Genomic DNA, 16,100 nt, shown 5'->3' with positions numbered 1-16,100 from the left:
GACTATCCTTATGTCCGCCGAGATATTTTTCAAGAAATTAGTCGTCGTTTCCAATCTCGTCGTTCCCCGAAAAAACCTTCTCCTTCCCCGAAAACTTCCGCTATTGAACGCTATGACCCTACAAATCGTTATCGTCAAGTTGATGATGATCCTGAAGTTTAGAATAGCAAGAAACCGGGATAGTTAACTACCCTTAACGCCAAAATCAATAAGAGAAGTTAATCTATTTCCCTAAAAAATTTTAAAATTTGAAAGAAAAGCAAATTTACAATTCTTAATAAAGACCTGACTAATGAGAAAGATTCCTATTAATTGAACCACTTGACAAGGGTTTGAGCGAATGTTAGTATTTTCATAGATATGCTAATGTTGCCTTTTTTATATCTAAGCCTCAAACCAAAAGGCAAAACCCCTAGTTTATCGTTCATCCCATCCTAATTTTTTCAAAAATTGCCCCAAAGTAACCAACATCGTGAACTTTTTAAATTGACCCCTTCCTAACCGACCCTTGACAAAAACTTAAAAATGTGATAGGGGATTGAGGTTTTAATTCTGTTCACTCTGGAGATAGGGTCGGTGCTCTAACGGTTAACCGTCAACGGTAACAAACTCCCTAATTGCCATTTCCTTCTCGACCATAAGCTTGCCAAGCGAGATCAACTAAAGCATCGACTAATGACACAGCCACAACGGCACTGCCTTTGCGTCCGTCAATGCGGATATGGGGAACCATCGAATCATTTAAACGGGATTTTGCCACATCAGCGCCGACAAAACCCGAAGGGGTAGCAATCACCAAAGCGGGTTTAATTTCATCCGCTTCAATTAAATCAACAATGGCAGAAAGGGCCGTTTGTTCCTGACCAATGACAAAAATCGCTTCAGGGTAGCGCTTGGCCAAGGTTTCAATACCCCAAGCCGAGCGGGTTTTTTCCCGTTGAGGTCGCGTTACTGCTTCCATCGAACAGTAAACCGGGTTAGCAAAGGTCGAAAGAATTCGGGGTGTGATTCCTACCTGTACCATTGGCACATCGACGACAATGGTTGTCCGGGCGGCTAAAGCGGCGGCTCCTCCTTGTAAGGCTTGCTCCGAAAATCGAACTAAACTTTTATATTCAAAATCTGCCGTCGCATAAATCACCCGACGCACCATTTCGTATTCGGCTGGCGAAAACCCATGTTCGCCAATTTCATCATCAATAATTCCTAGACTTTGGGCATCCGTAATATGCCATTCCATCGTGACTTGCCGATTGTTAGCGTCTTCAGTTCTGCGGCTAAGGAACATTAACTTAGCACCGCCAGATTACAACTTCCTCAGTGTATCAGGTTGTTGCATTTATGACGAGAAGGAACCAGGGGATTGACCCTTACCAGGGGGTCGGTATCGCACCTCCCCGACTCCCCCTCAATGTTCTCAAGCTTCTGACGAGGAAGAGTGATTGAAGACCGGAGTTAGATAAGCCGCGAGGAAACCAATCAGGAAGCCGGAAATATTGCGAACTAAGGGAAGCCATTCTTGAGTCCGAGAGATGACAGGGCCAATTCCGAAGGCAAGAAACAAAATTCCCCAGAGTGGCGAGAAAATTAAGGCCCATTGCCATGCAATTAATTGTCCAGGTTTGCGCGGAATACTGGCGATGCCACAAATAATCCCACCCAGAGCCGAGGTAATTAAGGTTAAAATCCACTGTTCTTGAGGTAGACCGGGTACGACTCGACAACCGCCTTGGAGTAAACAGCCTTCAATGGTATCAATTGATTGAATTACCGATTGGTCTTCTCCATTTTCTCGAATAAAATATTGATTGCCAAAACGAGTTTGTAATTCGACCCAGAAGGTGCGGGACAGAAAGGGGTACACTTCTCGACCGACGCTAAAGTTGAGGATATTGCCTCCTCGTTGATCCGCGACTAATAACACACTTTTTTCATCGAGTCCCCAATAATCCTTAACAGCGCGACCTGGGGTTTGGTCAAATTGGGTTAAAACGCGAAGTTTCCAACCCGTTTCGGTTTCAAAGTCTGCTATATCCTTTGCTAATAGGTTTTCTTGGACATCGGTGAGAATACCCGCCAAGTCAATGACTGGGGTTTGAATTTGAGGTAATAAATCAGGATTATTAAACGCATGAGCAACGGGTGCAAATGCCCAACTAGAGAGGGTTAGAGCCAATATAGCCAGAGAGAGAAGCAATCTGTTTAGCCAATTCTGCTGCATGGAAGATCCTGTCAATGAGTATAAATGTGAGCAATAGGGGGTTTTATTAACCTGGAGATGTCAGACTCTCATATTTCTTTACAATTTTTAACCTTATCACAAAATTAGGACTCAAGAGTTGCTGAAGCTGAGAGAAGATGGGACTGTCTGCAACTCCCTGTGACATCCCAGGGAAGTTGAGTCAAATTACGGAGTTAAACGTTTTCGTTTGGCTTGATAGCTGCGAACTGTGGTGACAATTAAGGTGAGAATGGTAATTGGAATCACAAAACTGATCATCACAAAATTAAAGATTGGAAGTTGATCATGTTTTGAAGAATCAAGGATTAAATAGATGCTATAGGCTGCATAATATCCTAAAAACAAGATAGCTTCCCAGCGAGCAATTGATTTACCTGTATAAAAAATAGGAAAACAGGAAATAGCCACCGCAATCATCACGGGAATATCAAAATTTAAAGCCGCTGAGGATACCTGAATTCCCTCTGGAGAAACGGCTGAGGATAGTCCTAAAACGGCTAGAATATTAAAGATATTACTACCGACGACATTACCGACTGCAATATCTCGTTCTCCTTTAATACTCGCAACCACAGAACTCGCTAATTCAGGCAGGGAAGTTCCGGCAGCAATAATCGTTAAACCGATGACTAAATCACTGACTCCAATGGCTTTAGCAATGGAAATCGAACTTTCAACTAACCAGTTAGATCCGGTCACTAATAATACCAAACCAACAGCAATTAAGGCAATATTAATAAACCAATTTTTTAGGTTGTTTTTAACAATATTTTGAGATTGATCTTCATCGGATTCTTGATTTTTCTGTTTCTTGGCTTCATAGATTAAAAACAGCGTATAAACAATTGCCCCAATAAATAAAATCGTGCCATCAACTCGGCTAATTGTGCCATCGTTCCCAAACATTAAGGTTAAAATAGAAACCCCAATCATAATCGGAACATCTAACCTAATTAATTGACTAGCGACCATTAAAGGAGCAATTAAAGCGGAAATTCCTAAGATAATTAAAACATTAAAAATATTACTTCCGACCACATTTCCTAATGCAACATCCGCTTGACCTGCAAAACTAGATTGAATACTAACGGCCATTTCCGGTGAACTGGTTCCATAGGCAACAATGGTGAGTCCAACAATTAAAGAGGGAATTCCTAGCATGGTCGCAATGGTTGAAGCGCCCCGAACTAATAGTTCTGCACCGAGAACCAGCAAGACTAAACCTGCTATCAGCAACAAAATTACACTAAAGCTCATATCATTAAAATCCTTAACCGTTAAACGTGGGCCTGTTGATTAACGATGAACGCTCAAAACCCCTTTCGTCAATCTATCATGGGTTGAATCAAGTGTGTTGATAATAGATGTGCTACAGTAAGGACGGGTTACAATTGCTATCAGTATTGATTTGTTTTTTAGGATTCAATTTGAGGAATAAACCATGACTTATTCAGAAGAGCTAACCAATTTAGTGGTTGTCGCTTACCCCGAACAAGAGAAAGCAAAAGAAGTGTTAAAACAACTGAAAGCTTTGCAAGCAGAAGGGATTATTTCTATTGTTAATGCTGCGGTAATGGTTAAGAATGAAAAAGGCAAAGTTTCTATTAGTGAAACTGGAGATACCGATGCTAAAGGTGGGGCTATTATCGGCGGAATTACAGCCGGGTTAATTGCTTTATTTAATCCGATTGGTGCGTTAGGAGTCATGGCTTTAACCGCAGGTGGGGCGGGTGTGGGAGCCTTAATTACTCATTTTATGGACTTAGGTTTTCCCCAAGAAGATCTCAAAGAATTATCTGAATCTTTAACCCCTGGAAGTTCAGCGTTAATTGCCTTAGTTGAACATACTTGGGTTGATCAATTAACGGAAGCTTTAGAACAATATGCAGGCAGACTGTATAAACGTTCGATTAAAGCGGATATTGCTTCTCAATTAGAAACGACTGCAAAAGGAGTGAACACTGAATCAGAATCAACATCCTCTGACGCTTAATTGATTTCCAATAAAATAGGTGGAGTGTTTCACCTATTTTATTTTTTGATTTAAGGCATTTTGCGCAATTCGGGTGATATAAAGAGTAACAATCAGAGTCGCCATTAAACCAATGCCATATAATAACCATTCTATCAAAGTTCGTGATCGCTCTGCTGTTCCTAATTGAGCTAAACTTCCGACTAATGACCCGACATAAACATATAAAATAGTACCGGGTAACATTCCAATCCAAGATGCTAAAAAATAATCCTTCAAGGAAACATTAGTTAATCCAAAGGCATAATTGAGTAAATTAAAGGGAAAAATCGGAGACAAACGAGTTAACCCCACAATTTTCCATCCTTCCTCACCCACCGCTTGGTCAATGGCTTGAAAATTTTCATAGTTTTCTAACTTTCTCGCAACCCAATCTCTGGTAAAATAGCGCCCAATTAAAAACGCGAATGTGGCTCCCATCACTGAACCAATGGACACATAAATTGAACCCCAAATTACCCCAAAAATAATCCCAGCACCCAAGGTTAAAAGGGAACCGGGAATAAACAATATCGTGGCTAAATTATAAATAATAATAAAAGCAAGTGGAGCCCAAAATCCTAAATGTTCAACCCAATCTAAAAGATTAGGAATTAACTGTTGAATTCCCATTTTATTGTCCCTATTAAAGATTATTAACGGTAATCATTGATCATAAATTTGGGCGGGGAAACCCCGCCCGTACTAAATTAAAGATCCGCCACAACTAGAACCACATCCGGCGGTACATCCATAACAATAGGAAGCGGTTTGTACAGTTTCAATTAAATCTAAATTATTTTTGGCTAATAAATCACTCACGGTTAAAATCTTTCCAGAAGCACTTCTAGCTGGAAGATTTTCCATTTGATTAAAATCACAATCATAAATATAACCTTGATAATCAATTGATAGTTGATTACGACACATTAACTGGGTAATCGTGTTAGGATTATAGTTAGATTCTAAAAATTCTAAATAAGAATTTTCTAATTTTTTATGCTGTAAGTAAAATTTAGTGCGTCCGATGGGTATATTAGTAATCGTTAATAACTGATTAAAATCAATATCAAACTGTTGCTTGAGATACTGTTTATAAGCTAGTTCTAGTTGAGACTGTTCAGGAGGAAGGTTAAATTTTTCAGTCGTAGGAAGGCTGGGATTATATACTAAATCCAAAATTAATTCTGGAGTGTGACCATATCCCAAACGGTTTAACCATTGAATGGCTTGAATTGAATCTTGATAAACTCCCTTTCCTCGCATTTGCTCAACATTATTTTCTAAATAACAAGGTAAAGAAGCGATAATTCTTAATTGATGATGAGCGCAATATTCAGGGATTTCTTGATAACCCGGAACAAAATAGACCGTTAAATTAGACCGAACAATCACTTGTTTTCCGGTGCTTCTTGCCGCTTCTACTAAGGGTTTAAAACCATAATTCATTTCCGGTGCTCCTCCGGTTAAATCTACCGTTTGAATTTGAGGAAAACGAGAAATTAATTCAATTAATTCTAAAGTTAATTCATGATTTAGTTCTTCAGTCCGTTTTGGCCCTGCTTCGACATGACAATGGTTACAAGTTAAGTTACAGCGTTTTCCTAAATTAATTTGTAAAATTGTAATCGGTTGTTTTGTTAGGGGGAAACCGAGTTTTTGATCAAATGATGTCAGTGTTACTGGGATCATGGGTAAAATTGCTGTTAAGTATAGCTGTTAACCTTTTCAAGCGTCAGAAATCAAAATCAACTATTGACGAATTTGCTGTTCTAATTGGGCGGGATTAGCAGTAATATTAAATCGCTGCATTAAATACAAAACACCCGCAGCCACAAAGACCCCAATAATTAAACCAATGGCGGTTAAAAAAATAAAAGAACGTTGAATGGTTTTGACCGTTTGAGGATCATATTCCTGGGGTTGAAAATCTTGGATTTCTTCACCATCGTCATCAAACTCAACTTGAGGAAAATGAAGATGATTAGAATTTCCATTTTGTTGAAACGGCTCACGATTATTGGGAGAAAAATTCATAATCTAATCTAAAATCAGTTAACAGGTTATATCCGAAAAAGGGTGTTTCTATCTTAATATAAAGATAGTCTCATTTGCTAGATTTGTTTCCCTTAAACCATGTCTGTCCTCTCACCCGAATTAAAACAACGTTTATCCACCCCCTTAAAAATTGGCACCGTAGAAGTCAATAGCCGGGTGTTACAATCCCCTTTATCGGGAGTGACAGACTTGGTATTTCGGCGTTTAGTTCGTCGTTACGCCCCGGACTCGATGATGTATACCGAAATGGTTCACGCCAGCGAGGTGTGTCATGTTCGAGAACTCCCGAAAATGATGGAAGTTGACCCGAATGAACGCCCCATCAGTATTCAATTATTTGACTGTCGCCCCCATTTTTTAGCTGAAGCCGCCCAAAAAGCCGTTGAAGAAGGGGCCGATACCATTGATATTAATATGGGGTGTCCCGTCAATAAAATTACCAAAAATGGCGGTGGGTCTTCGTTGTTGCGACAACCGGAGGTTGCAGAAACCATTGTTCAGTCAGTGGTTGAGGCGGTTAATGTACCTGTCACCGTAAAAACCCGGATAGGTTGGAGTGATGAAGAGATCACTATTTTAGATTTTGCCCGTAGAATGCAGGATGCGGGAGCAAAAATGATCACCATTCATGCCCGAACTCGTGCTCAAGGGTATAATGGTGAAGCTAAATGGGACTGGATTCGACAGGTTAAGGAACAGTTAACCATTCCGGTTATTGCGAATGGCGATATTTTTTCTGTAGAAGCCGCAATTCAATGTTTACAAGAAACGGGTGCCGATGGGGTGATGTGTTCGCGGGGAACCCTGGGTTATCCGTTTTTAGTCGGAGAAATTGACTATTTTCTGAAAACAGGACTCTTAAAAACCCCGCCTTCAGTAATTCAACGGTTGCAATGTGCCCAAGAACACCTACAAGCGCTTTGGGAGTATAAAGGACAACGGGGAATTTACCAATCTCGAAAACATTTAACTTGGTATGCGAAAGGCTTTCCAGGAGCCCAGGAATTACGCCATCATTTGGCCAGAATTGAAACCGTTGCTCAAGGATGGCAATTATTAGAGGATGCCATAAATCAGTTATCTCAGAACAGTTTTGTTGCCTCGAAAACTTTAAAATTATAAGGGAACAGGGAACAAGGAAGAAAGTCGCAGACTTTGATGTCCTAATTGCCTAGAATGCTGTTATAAAACAACCCTGGTTTTGTAGAGGTGAGGTATCCTTGCCCCTATTGGACATAATTCGTGAGGAATGATGATGGAAAGTTTAAAAGGACGAGATTTTTTAAGTTTAGCTGATGTTAGTATTGAAGAACTTTATTATTTATTAGATTTAGCGACTAAATTAAAATCAGGAATGGTGAAATTACGTCGCAATAAAGTTTTAGGATTAATGTTTTCTAAAGCTTCCACCCGAACCCGTGTGAGTTTTACCGTTGCTATGTATCAATTAGGGGGTCAAGTGATTGATTTAAACCCGAATGTTACCCAAGTGAGTCGCGGTGAACCTTTAGTGGATACGGCAAGGGTTTTAGACCGTTATTTAGATATTATGGCAATTCGTACCTTTGAACAAAAGGATTTAGAAACCTTTGCCAATTATGCTGAAATTCCTGTGATTAATGCTTTAACCGATCGGGAACATCCTTGTCAAGTATTAGCAGATTTAATGACCGTTCAAGAATGTTTTGGAACCTTAGAAGGATTAACCTTAAGTTATTTTGGTGATGGAGCTAATAATATGGCTCACTCGCTATTATTAGGCTGTGCAATGGTGGGAATGAATGTTAAAATTGCCACCCCAGCTAACTATTTACCCGATGCTGATATTGTTGAACAAGCCAAAAGTATTGCAAACGGGAAAACAGAAGTCATTATTACAGATGACCCCATTGAAGCGGCAAAAGATGCCAATGTTATTTATACCGATGTTTGGGCAAGTATGGGACAGGAAGAAGAAGCTCGAACCCGAATTCCTTTATTTCAACCTTATCAAGTCAATGCTAAATTAATGGAAAAAACCGCCGAAAATTCCATTGTTTTACATTGTTTACCCGCCCATCGTGATGAAGAAATTACCAATGAAGTGATTGAAGGTTCAAAATCAAAAGTTTGGGATGAAGCCGAAAACCGAATGCACGTTCAAAAAGCATTATTAGCCGTATTATTGGGGGATGATTAAGAGAAAGTCAGGGTTGAGGTTTGCCCCTCTTCCCTGACCTAAGCAGTGTGAGTGAGTGATTAACGACGAATATTCATTAAATTGGCATTAATCATCGTGGCATTTTCTAATGTTGCTCCCGCTAAATCCGATGCGGTTAGATTTGCACCCGTGAGATTTGCACCTGTTAAATCAGCATCACGTAAATTTACACCACTGATATCAAATCCGTATAAACTCCCTTCTTTTAACCGAACTTCACCTAAATTTGCAACAGATTGTTGAGCATTTTTAAGATTAGCTCCGGTTAAATCCGCACTTTCTAAATTTGCCCCAATTAAATTAGCATGACTTAAATTAGCATGGTTTAAACTGGCAATCACTAAACCCGCTAAACTCAGGTTAGAATAACTTAAATTGGCTCGTTCTAAGTTAGCACCATGTAATTTAGCTGCGATGAGATTAGCTCGTTCTAAATTCGCTTCGGTTAAGGCAGCCCGATTAAAATTGACTTCATTCAGGTTTGCTCCTTGCAAGTTAGCACCCTGTAAGTTAGCGTCTCGAAGGTCTGCACCCTGAAGATTAACGCCTGCTAACTCAGCACCACTGAGATCACATTTAGGACAATTGTTCGTTTCTAATAGCTGTTTGAGATGGGTGGGGTTCTCGGCTTGAGCGGGAACAGTTAAACCCAAGATCATCATCATTACTGTGGTGGCTACTGTTGCTAATTTCATGCCCACACCCTCAGAAAACTCTATGCTCTGTACTATCTATTATTATCAGGCATAACGGTATGAGTAATATCCCGGTTGGATGTGATATTGTTGTGATCCCTGTGTGACGGAAATCACTGAGAAAAATAGCAGGTGTTGATACAGCCCTACCTAAACCATCACACGACGGATTAAATTTCCTAATGCTTCTGCACTCTGGGTCATGGCAACGGAGGTGGTGGCTTCAGCCATTTGTTGTAACTGCTGAGGTGATTGTAGCAGATACAAAACTTTACTGGCTAACAGATCGGGAGTTAAATCTTTTTGTTGAAACACCAACGCAGCACCCGCTCCCGCAAAAACATTAGCGTTATAGGTTTGGTGGTCTTCAGCCGCAAAAGGATAAGGAATTAAAATAGCTGGGGTGTGGGTAATGGCTAATTCTGTTAAACTTCCAGCACCTGCTCGACTCACGGCTAAATTTGCCCGTTTTAACAAGGCGGCCATATTATCGTAGAAAGGCATCGTAATATACTGAGGATGGTTGAAGGTTTTGACATCGGGGTCATTCTCCCCGGTTAAATGCACCACCCAAGCTCCTGCTTCAAACCATGCGGGTGCAGCTTGTCGAACCAATTGATTGACACTCACAGCCCCTTGACTTCCCCCCATGACAACAATAACGGGAACATCATCAGGGAGGAAAAAAGACAACGGTTCAGAAGGGTTAATAAAATTAGACCGTACAGGGGTTCCCACAACAACGGTATTAGCATTCTGAAGGTAAGGAACAGCCGCCTCAAACCCCAAGGCGACGGTATGACACCAGCGACCGAACTGACGGGTTACTTTTCCAGGTAAGGCATTGGACTCATGTAAAATCACAGGTAAACCCAGGGAACGCGCCGCTAGAATGGCTGGGGCTGCAATATAACCGCCTGTGGTTAAGACTCCCCGGAACTTTCCGGTTTTGAGAAGGTGGCGAACTTGCACCAGAGAACGGCCAAATTTAGCGATAATTTTTAGGGTTTTTAAACTTAAGCGTTGTTGGAAACCTTCAACGGAAATGGTATGGAGGGGATATTGTGGAGGAACCAATTCCCGTTCTAAGCGATCAGGGACACCCAGCCATTCTATCTCAAAATCTGACAGGTTTTCGGCGGTGGCGATCGCCGGGAATAAATGTCCACCTGTTCCACTAGCTGCAATCAGTAAGCGCATGGGTGTTTGACTCAAGTGTTCTCCTTTAGGATCGATATTTTAAGGCCGATGGAGAATAGGGAACTCGAATCCCTGACCTCTGCGGTGCGATCGCAGCGCTCTACCAACTGAGCTAATTCCCCGTGTGAGTCAAACCATCAAGTGTGAGGAATGATGTCTGACTCCGATTTACTATCTTAACATAAAGGTGCCCCAGATTGTAAAGGTTGTTGTGAAAATTTCTTTTGAATTCGCTCTAACTCCAGATCCGAGAAGCGATCAACCGCCCAATTAGCCCAGCGTTGAAGCAGATGCAGAGGATAGGTATGGGCAATGCCCACTCCTTGAATACCAGCCCGTTGAGCGGCGATAATTCCGACAAAGGTATCTTCTAGGGCTAGACAATCACCTGGTTGTACATTCAAGTCAGGGTAAAGCTGATTTAAGCGTTGTACCGCTAATAAATATCCTTCAGGTTCAGGTTTACTCAGGGTAATCTCATCTCCAGTAACAATGACAGAAAAAACTTCCATCAGTTCAAGTTTGTTTAACACCTGTTCCACTTCAGATCGGATCGCTCCAGTCACAACGCCCAACTTCAGATCAGCCGCTTGCAACTGTTGGATGCAGTCATGAAGACCCGGATAAATCGGAAGTTCTTCTAACTGTTCTAATCGTTGTTGATAGGCAATCGATTTCCGTTGAATTAACTGATCTAAATAAACAGGACTAACGGGGCGACCTCGATAAGTTAACAAATCAGTTAAACAAGCGCGATCGCTACGTCCCAAACAAAATTTGCGAATTTCATCCGGTTGAGAACGCAGGTTTTCTGCTAATAACAATTCTTCGATGAGTTCTTCATGGATAGGCTCATCGTTAATAATGATTCCATTAAAATCAAATAAAACTGCCTTTAAACTCATCCTTGAAACCCGAAATTTAACTTATCGAAAACGTTCTATCGCTAACCAAGCCCGAAGAATTTCTCCCACTGACCAAGCTTGAGCAATACAACCTTGGGGGGACATCGGAGCATTCCCATCAAAAATTTCGCTGATGGTTCCAAGTCCGGCGGTGGAAAGATGGTTGATCATCGGATTTAAAAACGTGCGGGCGAGATGGGGATTTTGATACACTCGTAAATGGGCAATCACAAACGGCCCTAACAGCCAAGCCCAAACGGTTCCTTGATGATAGGCGCTATCTCGCTGAAAGGAATTTCCCCCATAATAGCCACGATATTGAAGATGGTTTGAACCGAGCGATCGCAACCCAAAAGAAGTCAGTAAAAATCGTCCGCAGGTTTCAACAACCGCCCGTTGTTGTTCAGGTGCCAAGGCGCTGTGGGGTAAAGAAACGGCAAAAATTTGATTCGGACGCAATGTGGCATCATCCCCATAAATTCCATCGACCACATCATAACAATAGCCCAATTCAGGATTCCAAAACCGTTCAAAGCGAGCTAAGGCTCGATCGGCTAAGGCATCATATTCTTGATAGGGTCTGCCAATTTGACGGGCAAATTTCCCCATAATTCTTAAGGCATTATACCAAAGGGCATTAATTTCAACGGGTTTCCCAATCCGGGGAGTCACAACCCAGTCTCCAATTTTGGCATCCATCCAAGTTAATTGAGTTCCGGGTTCTCCGGCATATAATAAACCATCAGCCGGATCAAGGTGAATATTGTAACGAGTTCCCCGACAATGATATTGAATAATATCCGTCAACACGGGAAATAAATTTTCAATCACATCAAGATCTTCAGTGACTTCATAATATTGACGAATTGCCTCAAAATACCACAACGTGGCATCAACGGTATTATATTCTGGGGTTTCTGCTTCATCGGGGAAACGGTTGGGTAACATTCCTTGATCGACATATTTAGCGTAGGTATACAAAATTGCACGGGCAATTTGTAGTCGTCCGGTGCTGATGGTTAAACCGGGTAAACTAATCATCGTATCCCGTCCCCAATCGCTAAACCAGTGATATCCTGCAATAATGGTTTTACCCATTGGATTTTCAGCAATGGCACGATTAACGATAAATTGATCCGCCGCAAAAACTAACTGCTGTATCCATTGAGGCACTTCTCTAGTATTAACAGAATAACTATCTTGCCAAAACCCTAATAATTTCCGTTCATAGGTGCGACGGACTTCTAAGGCGGCTTCTCCATTTAAACTGGGGTTAGGTTGGGTACTGGCGACAAAACACAAGGACTCGCCGGGGTTCAAGGTGGCGGTAAAGGTTGCCACTTGAAGATGATCGTCTCGATCCCTTAAGCCCCGCTCTCGCTCCCGTGCTAAATCAAAGTTATAATGCCATTCATGGGTGGTGGTGACGCTGGCGCGATCGGTTAATAAATAAAATGGAACTGATTCCGAAAAAGCCGTTACACAAATACCATTATCAACGGGTTCCACCTGCATTGACCAGTTTCTGGCATGGGTATCGCTGTGATAATCTCGATAATTAACAAAAGCTTTCAGGGTAAGGGTGATCGGTGCAGAGCCACGAGTTAAACTATAACGAATATAGGTAATATTCGCTTCAGGCTGCATCCAAATTCGTTTTTCAATCAAAGCATCGGCGCAGGCAAACTTCCAGGTCGGGATGCTACGGTCAAGGTAAAAGCGCTCAATCTGGTAATGTCCATAACCGTCAATGGCACCACCTGCCCAACGATTGGTATATAGAGGATAAACTTGTTCTTGATAGTTTACAATTTCATCAATTTTCGCCACCAGTAAGGTACGACCGAGGGGCGGTTTTAAAGCTGCGACTAATACACCGTGATAACGTCGTGTTAGTAAACCTGCAATTGTTCCTGAAGCATAGCCACCGATGCCATTGGTCACTAACCATTCTCGTGTTTCGGCACTCGCTAAATCACAGCAGGTTTCTCGTCCAAAATTAATACTCATACACTCTTAAACACTCAACGTTTTACATCAACAATAAAATTTAAGTTTTATAAACCTTTCCTTGCCAAAATTCACAAATTAAATTCTGACAACGGATGAAAGAACAGTTGTCCATTTTTAGGATAGAATATCAGTCATCATTGTTCATCAGTGCAAAAATTGTCCTCATGAGCTTCTCAATCTAGTACCCGCGTTATTAACTATAACGTTTTATCGTCCAAATCAAAAGCCCCCTTTTCTAAAAATTGAACTTTGATTAAACCTATTCTCAAAGAGGTAGAATATCGAGACAGGTCAACTTTGATTATTTTTTCAGTTTCTAGGTGATAGATGACGTGAGATTTTGAGATTTTTTGCCGTTTCAATTTTAAGGTTGAGTTTAATGAAAAAAAACAACGTTATGAATGCTTTTCCTGTGTTAGAAGACTTACATCATAGCTTGCCTAACTTTTGTGGTTGGGAATCAGAAATTAGCACGATTGTTAACCATCAAGAACCGATATTTAAGACAACCATAGAGGGAACAGATCCCCCATCTATCAATCAAATTTGGGCAGGTTTTGCTTGTGCATTACATTTTCATCAACCCACCATTCCGACGGGAGAAAATGGTGCATTAATTAGCAATCTTCAATATATGTTTGAACATCCCCAGCAAGGAGATAACCATAATGCTGAACCGTTTGCTTGGTGTTATCGTCGCATGGGAGAGTTTATTCCTCAATTAGTCGCCGAAGGATGTCAACCCCGAATTATGTTGGATTATTCAGGTAATTTATTATGGGGACTTCGCCAAATGGGGCGAGATGATATTCTGAATTCTTTAAAAAAAATTACCTGTGATACCCAGTATCAACCTTATGTAGAATGGTTAGGAACAATGTGGAGTCATGCGGTGATTCCTTCGACTCCCATTCCTGATATTTTATTACAAATACAAGCTTGGCAACATCATTTTGCCTCGATTTTTGGAGCAGAAGCGTTAAAAAGGGTGAAGGGATTTTCCCCCCCAGAAATGCACTTACCCAACCATCCTGATACCTTATATGAATATATTAAAGCCTTAAAAGCTTGTGGATATCGCTGGTTATTGGTTCAAGAACATTCAGTGGAAACCTTGGAGGGTTGGGGATTACCCCATGAGCAAAAATATATTCCAAACCGTTTAATTGCTCGAAATTCTCAGGGAGAAACCTTAAGTATGATTGCGTTAATTAAAACCCAAGGTTCGGATACTAAATTAGTCGCCCAGATGCAACCGTATTTTGAAGCAAAAACGAAGCAAAAACAATCCATTTCTGGAATTGAGGTTCCGGCTTTAGTGACACAAATTGCAGATGGAGAAAATGGGGGAGTGATGATGAATGAATATCCCCGTGATTTCTTTAGAATTTACCATGAAATGCGGGATCAAAATGGGGGGAATTCTGGAGTTATCGCATTCAATGGAACGGAATATTTAGAATTATTAGAAGCGTCGGGAGTGAACCCAGAAGATTACCCAACTTGTCAAGCGGTTCATCAACATAAAATCTGGCAACAAATTGATCCCAGTCAAGCAACACCAGAAGCGGTTGAAGCAGTGATCACTGATTTAAAACAAACTGATCATCAATTTCAAATGGAAGGTGCATCATGGACAAATCACTTAAGTTGGGTGCAAGGTTATGAAAATGTTTTAGAACCCATGAAACAATTAAGTATTGCTTTTCATCAAAAGTATGATTCTTTAGTTCAAGAAAACCCTCATATTACGAAAGAATTTCACTATCAACAAGCTTTATTATATAACTTGTTATTACAAACCAGTTGTTTTCGTTATTGGGGACAGGGAACTTGGACAGATTATGCTAAAGAATTATATCGTCGAGGGATGGAAATATTATCCTAAAACACCGTAGGGGCGGGGTTTTACCGCCCATTATTCACTGAGGATCAAACCCTACAAATAATGACCAAAGGAAGGATTTTTCCAATCATAATCATTCGGAAATTTAAAATTAATAAAAGAAACCGAAATACTCATTTCTAAAGCTTTAACATAATGCCACCAACCCACCGGAAGAAAAATGACTTCTCCAGGGTGTAATATCACATCAATAGAACGAACATTACGATATAAAGGATAACGGTTATAATCAGGATTAGCTGGATCAATGGGACTAAAAACCCCAATGCTATTATACAGAAAGGGGGTTTGTTGAGGGGGAATCATTTTGATCAGTTTCCGTCCTGAAACTTGAGCTAAAAAGATATTAACGGGATCATGATGGAGGGGTGTTACTGTTCCGGCGGAACCAAACCAGAAAAATGTTCTTCCCGTTTTTGTTTCAGGGTTTAAATATTCGGGGAAAATCTCCATATCCTCAAAAAGACCCTGCATTTCTTCACGGTTTAAAGTATGGTTATTAGCAACCATATAGTAATCATTGGTTTCTCCCGCACGAATCACCCAATCAATATAATCTTGAAATAACATCGTTTTTCGATGTTGTTCTAAATTAATTTCATAATTCGGGTCAGCGTTGCGGTTTCCTTGAACTTGAATGGTGACTTGACCATATTTTTCTTTTAAATATTCCGGTGTCCATCGGTGTAGCGCTGCCCAATTGTTCATAATACCTGTTAAAATGACAGGTTTATTTTGACTATAATAGTGTTCTAAAAATTCATCTTTGGATAAAAAAGGAATGCGAGGAATGGTATAATAATTCGGGTTTAACGTTGCCAGTTGATTTTGAATTTGTAAAAGCGATTCTAATTTTTGTAACTTTTGTAA

15 protein-coding genes and 1 tRNA gene are annotated in these 16,100 nt (G+C 40.6%); 4 read left to right on the top strand and 12 right to left on the bottom strand.

Features of this window, described 5'->3' with window-relative positions:
- Positions 1 to 613: 613 nt before the first annotated feature.
- From ACKPEB_RS11365 to ACKPEB_RS11355, 3 genes are all read right to left on the bottom strand, one after another.
- Positions 614 to 1,240 (bottom strand): precorrin-8X methylmutase, encoded by a 627-nt coding sequence (locus ACKPEB_RS11365; RefSeq protein WP_408965009.1) that lies wholly within the window; start codon positions 1,238 to 1,240, stop codon positions 614 to 616.
- Between the two features lie 177 nt (positions 1,241 to 1,417).
- Complete coding sequence (locus ACKPEB_RS11360) at positions 1,418 to 2,221, bottom strand: TPM domain-containing protein (RefSeq protein WP_408965008.1); 804 nt, start codon at positions 2,219 to 2,221, stop codon at positions 1,418 to 1,420.
- Positions 2,222 to 2,407: 186 nt separating this feature from the next.
- The gene (locus ACKPEB_RS11355) at positions 2,408 to 3,499 is read right to left on the bottom strand and encodes a calcium/sodium antiporter (RefSeq protein WP_408965006.1); all 1,092 of its coding nucleotides are present in this window, start codon (positions 3,497 to 3,499) and stop codon (positions 2,408 to 2,410) included.
- A 184-nt stretch (positions 3,500 to 3,683) separates the two neighbouring features.
- On the opposite strand from ACKPEB_RS11355, the gene ACKPEB_RS11350 reads away from it, so the two are divergent.
- Positions 3,684 to 4,235 (top strand): DUF1269 domain-containing protein, encoded by a 552-nt coding sequence (locus tag ACKPEB_RS11350; RefSeq protein ID WP_408965005.1) that lies wholly within the window; start codon positions 3,684 to 3,686, stop codon positions 4,233 to 4,235.
- Positions 4,236 to 4,268: 33 nt separating this feature from the next.
- Here ACKPEB_RS11350 and ACKPEB_RS11345 read toward each other — a convergent pair whose 3' ends face one another.
- The 3 genes from ACKPEB_RS11345 to ACKPEB_RS11335 all read right to left on the bottom strand — a co-directional run bounded on the left by ACKPEB_RS11345 (position 4,269) and on the right by ACKPEB_RS11335 (position 6,290).
- Complete coding sequence (locus ACKPEB_RS11345; protein WP_408965004.1) at positions 4,269 to 4,886, bottom strand: TVP38/TMEM64 family protein; 618 nt, start codon at positions 4,884 to 4,886, stop codon at positions 4,269 to 4,271.
- 72 nt (positions 4,887 to 4,958) lie between these two features.
- Entirely contained in the window at positions 4,959 to 5,945 is a 987-nt protein-coding gene (gene arsS / locus ACKPEB_RS11340; protein WP_408965002.1) for an arsenosugar biosynthesis radical SAM (seleno)protein ArsS, read from the bottom strand.
- A gap of 60 nt (positions 5,946 to 6,005) precedes the next feature.
- Positions 6,006 to 6,290 (bottom strand): hypothetical protein, encoded by a 285-nt coding sequence (locus ACKPEB_RS11335; RefSeq protein WP_408965001.1) that lies wholly within the window; start codon positions 6,288 to 6,290, stop codon positions 6,006 to 6,008.
- Between the two features lie 99 nt (positions 6,291 to 6,389).
- On the opposite strand from ACKPEB_RS11335, the gene dusB reads away from it, so the two are divergent.
- Together dusB and argF are read left to right on the top strand one after the other, a co-directional pair.
- The gene (gene dusB, locus ACKPEB_RS11330; RefSeq protein WP_408965000.1) at positions 6,390 to 7,433 is read left to right on the top strand and encodes a tRNA dihydrouridine synthase DusB; all 1,044 of its coding nucleotides are present in this window, start codon (positions 6,390 to 6,392) and stop codon (positions 7,431 to 7,433) included.
- A gap of 133 nt (positions 7,434 to 7,566) precedes the next feature.
- Positions 7,567 to 8,490, top strand: a complete 924-nt coding sequence (gene argF, locus ACKPEB_RS11325) for an ornithine carbamoyltransferase (protein ID WP_408965007.1) — start codon at positions 7,567 to 7,569, stop codon at positions 8,488 to 8,490.
- Positions 8,491 to 8,549: 59 nt separating this feature from the next.
- On the opposite strand, the gene ACKPEB_RS11320 is transcribed toward argF, so the two are convergent.
- From ACKPEB_RS11320 to ACKPEB_RS11300, 5 genes are all read right to left on the bottom strand, one after another.
- Positions 8,550 to 9,206, bottom strand: coding sequence for a pentapeptide repeat-containing protein (locus tag ACKPEB_RS11320; protein ID WP_408964999.1), 657 nt, complete (start codon positions 9,204 to 9,206; stop codon positions 8,550 to 8,552).
- A 150-nt stretch (positions 9,207 to 9,356) separates the two neighbouring features.
- Positions 9,357 to 10,406, bottom strand: coding sequence for an undecaprenyldiphospho-muramoylpentapeptide beta-N-acetylglucosaminyltransferase (gene murG / locus ACKPEB_RS11315; RefSeq protein ID WP_408964998.1), 1,050 nt, complete (start codon positions 10,404 to 10,406; stop codon positions 9,357 to 9,359).
- A gap of 49 nt (positions 10,407 to 10,455) precedes the next feature.
- Positions 10,456 to 10,528, bottom strand: a tRNA-Ala gene (locus ACKPEB_RS11310).
- 54 nt (positions 10,529 to 10,582) lie between these two features.
- Positions 10,583 to 11,311, bottom strand: coding sequence for an HAD family hydrolase (locus tag ACKPEB_RS11305; protein WP_408964997.1), 729 nt, complete (start codon positions 11,309 to 11,311; stop codon positions 10,583 to 10,585).
- Between the two features lie 21 nt (positions 11,312 to 11,332).
- Positions 11,333 to 13,321 (bottom strand): amylo-alpha-1,6-glucosidase, encoded by a 1,989-nt coding sequence (locus ACKPEB_RS11300; RefSeq protein WP_408964996.1) that lies wholly within the window; start codon positions 13,319 to 13,321, stop codon positions 11,333 to 11,335.
- Between the two features lie 400 nt (positions 13,322 to 13,721).
- On the opposite strand from ACKPEB_RS11300, the gene ACKPEB_RS11295 reads away from it, so the two are divergent.
- Positions 13,722 to 15,212, top strand: coding sequence for a glycosyl hydrolase family 57 (locus ACKPEB_RS11295; protein WP_408967584.1), 1,491 nt, complete (start codon positions 13,722 to 13,724; stop codon positions 15,210 to 15,212).
- Between the two features lie 51 nt (positions 15,213 to 15,263).
- On the opposite strand, the gene ACKPEB_RS11290 is transcribed toward ACKPEB_RS11295, so the two are convergent.
- Positions 15,264 to 16,100: cupin-like domain-containing protein (locus ACKPEB_RS11290; protein WP_408964994.1), on the bottom strand; the 837-nt coding region annotated here is incomplete at its 5' end.

This window comes from Planktothrix sp. (genome assembly GCF_046067725.1).
Classification (GTDB): Bacteria; Cyanobacteriota; Cyanobacteriia; order Cyanobacteriales; family Microcoleaceae; genus Planktothrix.
Note: the sequence above shows the minus strand (reverse complement) of the source record. Positions and strands in the feature narration are given on the sequence as shown.

Coding starts and splice junctions, on each gene's coding strand:
- ACKPEB_RS11365 (WP_408965009.1), bottom strand. CDS start 1,240: ATGGAATGGCATATTACGGATGCCCAAAGTCTAGGAATTATTGATGAT.
- ACKPEB_RS11360 (WP_408965008.1), bottom strand. CDS start 2,221: ATGCAGCAGAATTGGCTAAACAGATTGCTTCTCTCTCTGGCTATATTG.
- ACKPEB_RS11355 (WP_408965006.1), bottom strand. CDS start 3,499: ATGAGCTTTAGTGTAATTTTGTTGCTGATAGCAGGTTTAGTCTTGCTG.
- ACKPEB_RS11350 (WP_408965005.1), top strand. CDS start 3,684: ATGACTTATTCAGAAGAGCTAACCAATTTAGTGGTTGTCGCTTACCCC.
- ACKPEB_RS11345 (WP_408965004.1), bottom strand. CDS start 4,886: ATGGGAATTCAACAGTTAATTCCTAATCTTTTAGATTGGGTTGAACAT.
- arsS (WP_408965002.1), bottom strand. CDS start 5,945: ATGATCCCAGTAACACTGACATCATTTGATCAAAAACTCGGTTTCCCC.
- ACKPEB_RS11335 (WP_408965001.1), bottom strand. CDS start 6,290: ATGAATTTTTCTCCCAATAATCGTGAGCCGTTTCAACAAAATGGAAAT.
- dusB (WP_408965000.1), top strand. CDS start 6,390: ATGTCTGTCCTCTCACCCGAATTAAAACAACGTTTATCCACCCCCTTA.
- argF (WP_408965007.1), top strand. CDS start 7,567: ATGGAAAGTTTAAAAGGACGAGATTTTTTAAGTTTAGCTGATGTTAGT.
- ACKPEB_RS11320 (WP_408964999.1), bottom strand. CDS start 9,206: ATGAAATTAGCAACAGTAGCCACCACAGTAATGATGATGATCTTGGGT.
- murG (WP_408964998.1), bottom strand. CDS start 10,406: ATGCGCTTACTGATTGCAGCTAGTGGAACAGGTGGACATTTATTCCCG.
- ACKPEB_RS11305 (WP_408964997.1), bottom strand. CDS start 11,311: ATGAGTTTAAAGGCAGTTTTATTTGATTTTAATGGAATCATTATTAAC.
- ACKPEB_RS11300 (WP_408964996.1), bottom strand. CDS start 13,321: ATGAGTATTAATTTTGGACGAGAAACCTGCTGTGATTTAGCGAGTGCC.
- ACKPEB_RS11295 (WP_408967584.1), top strand. CDS start 13,722: ATGAATGCTTTTCCTGTGTTAGAAGACTTACATCATAGCTTGCCTAAC.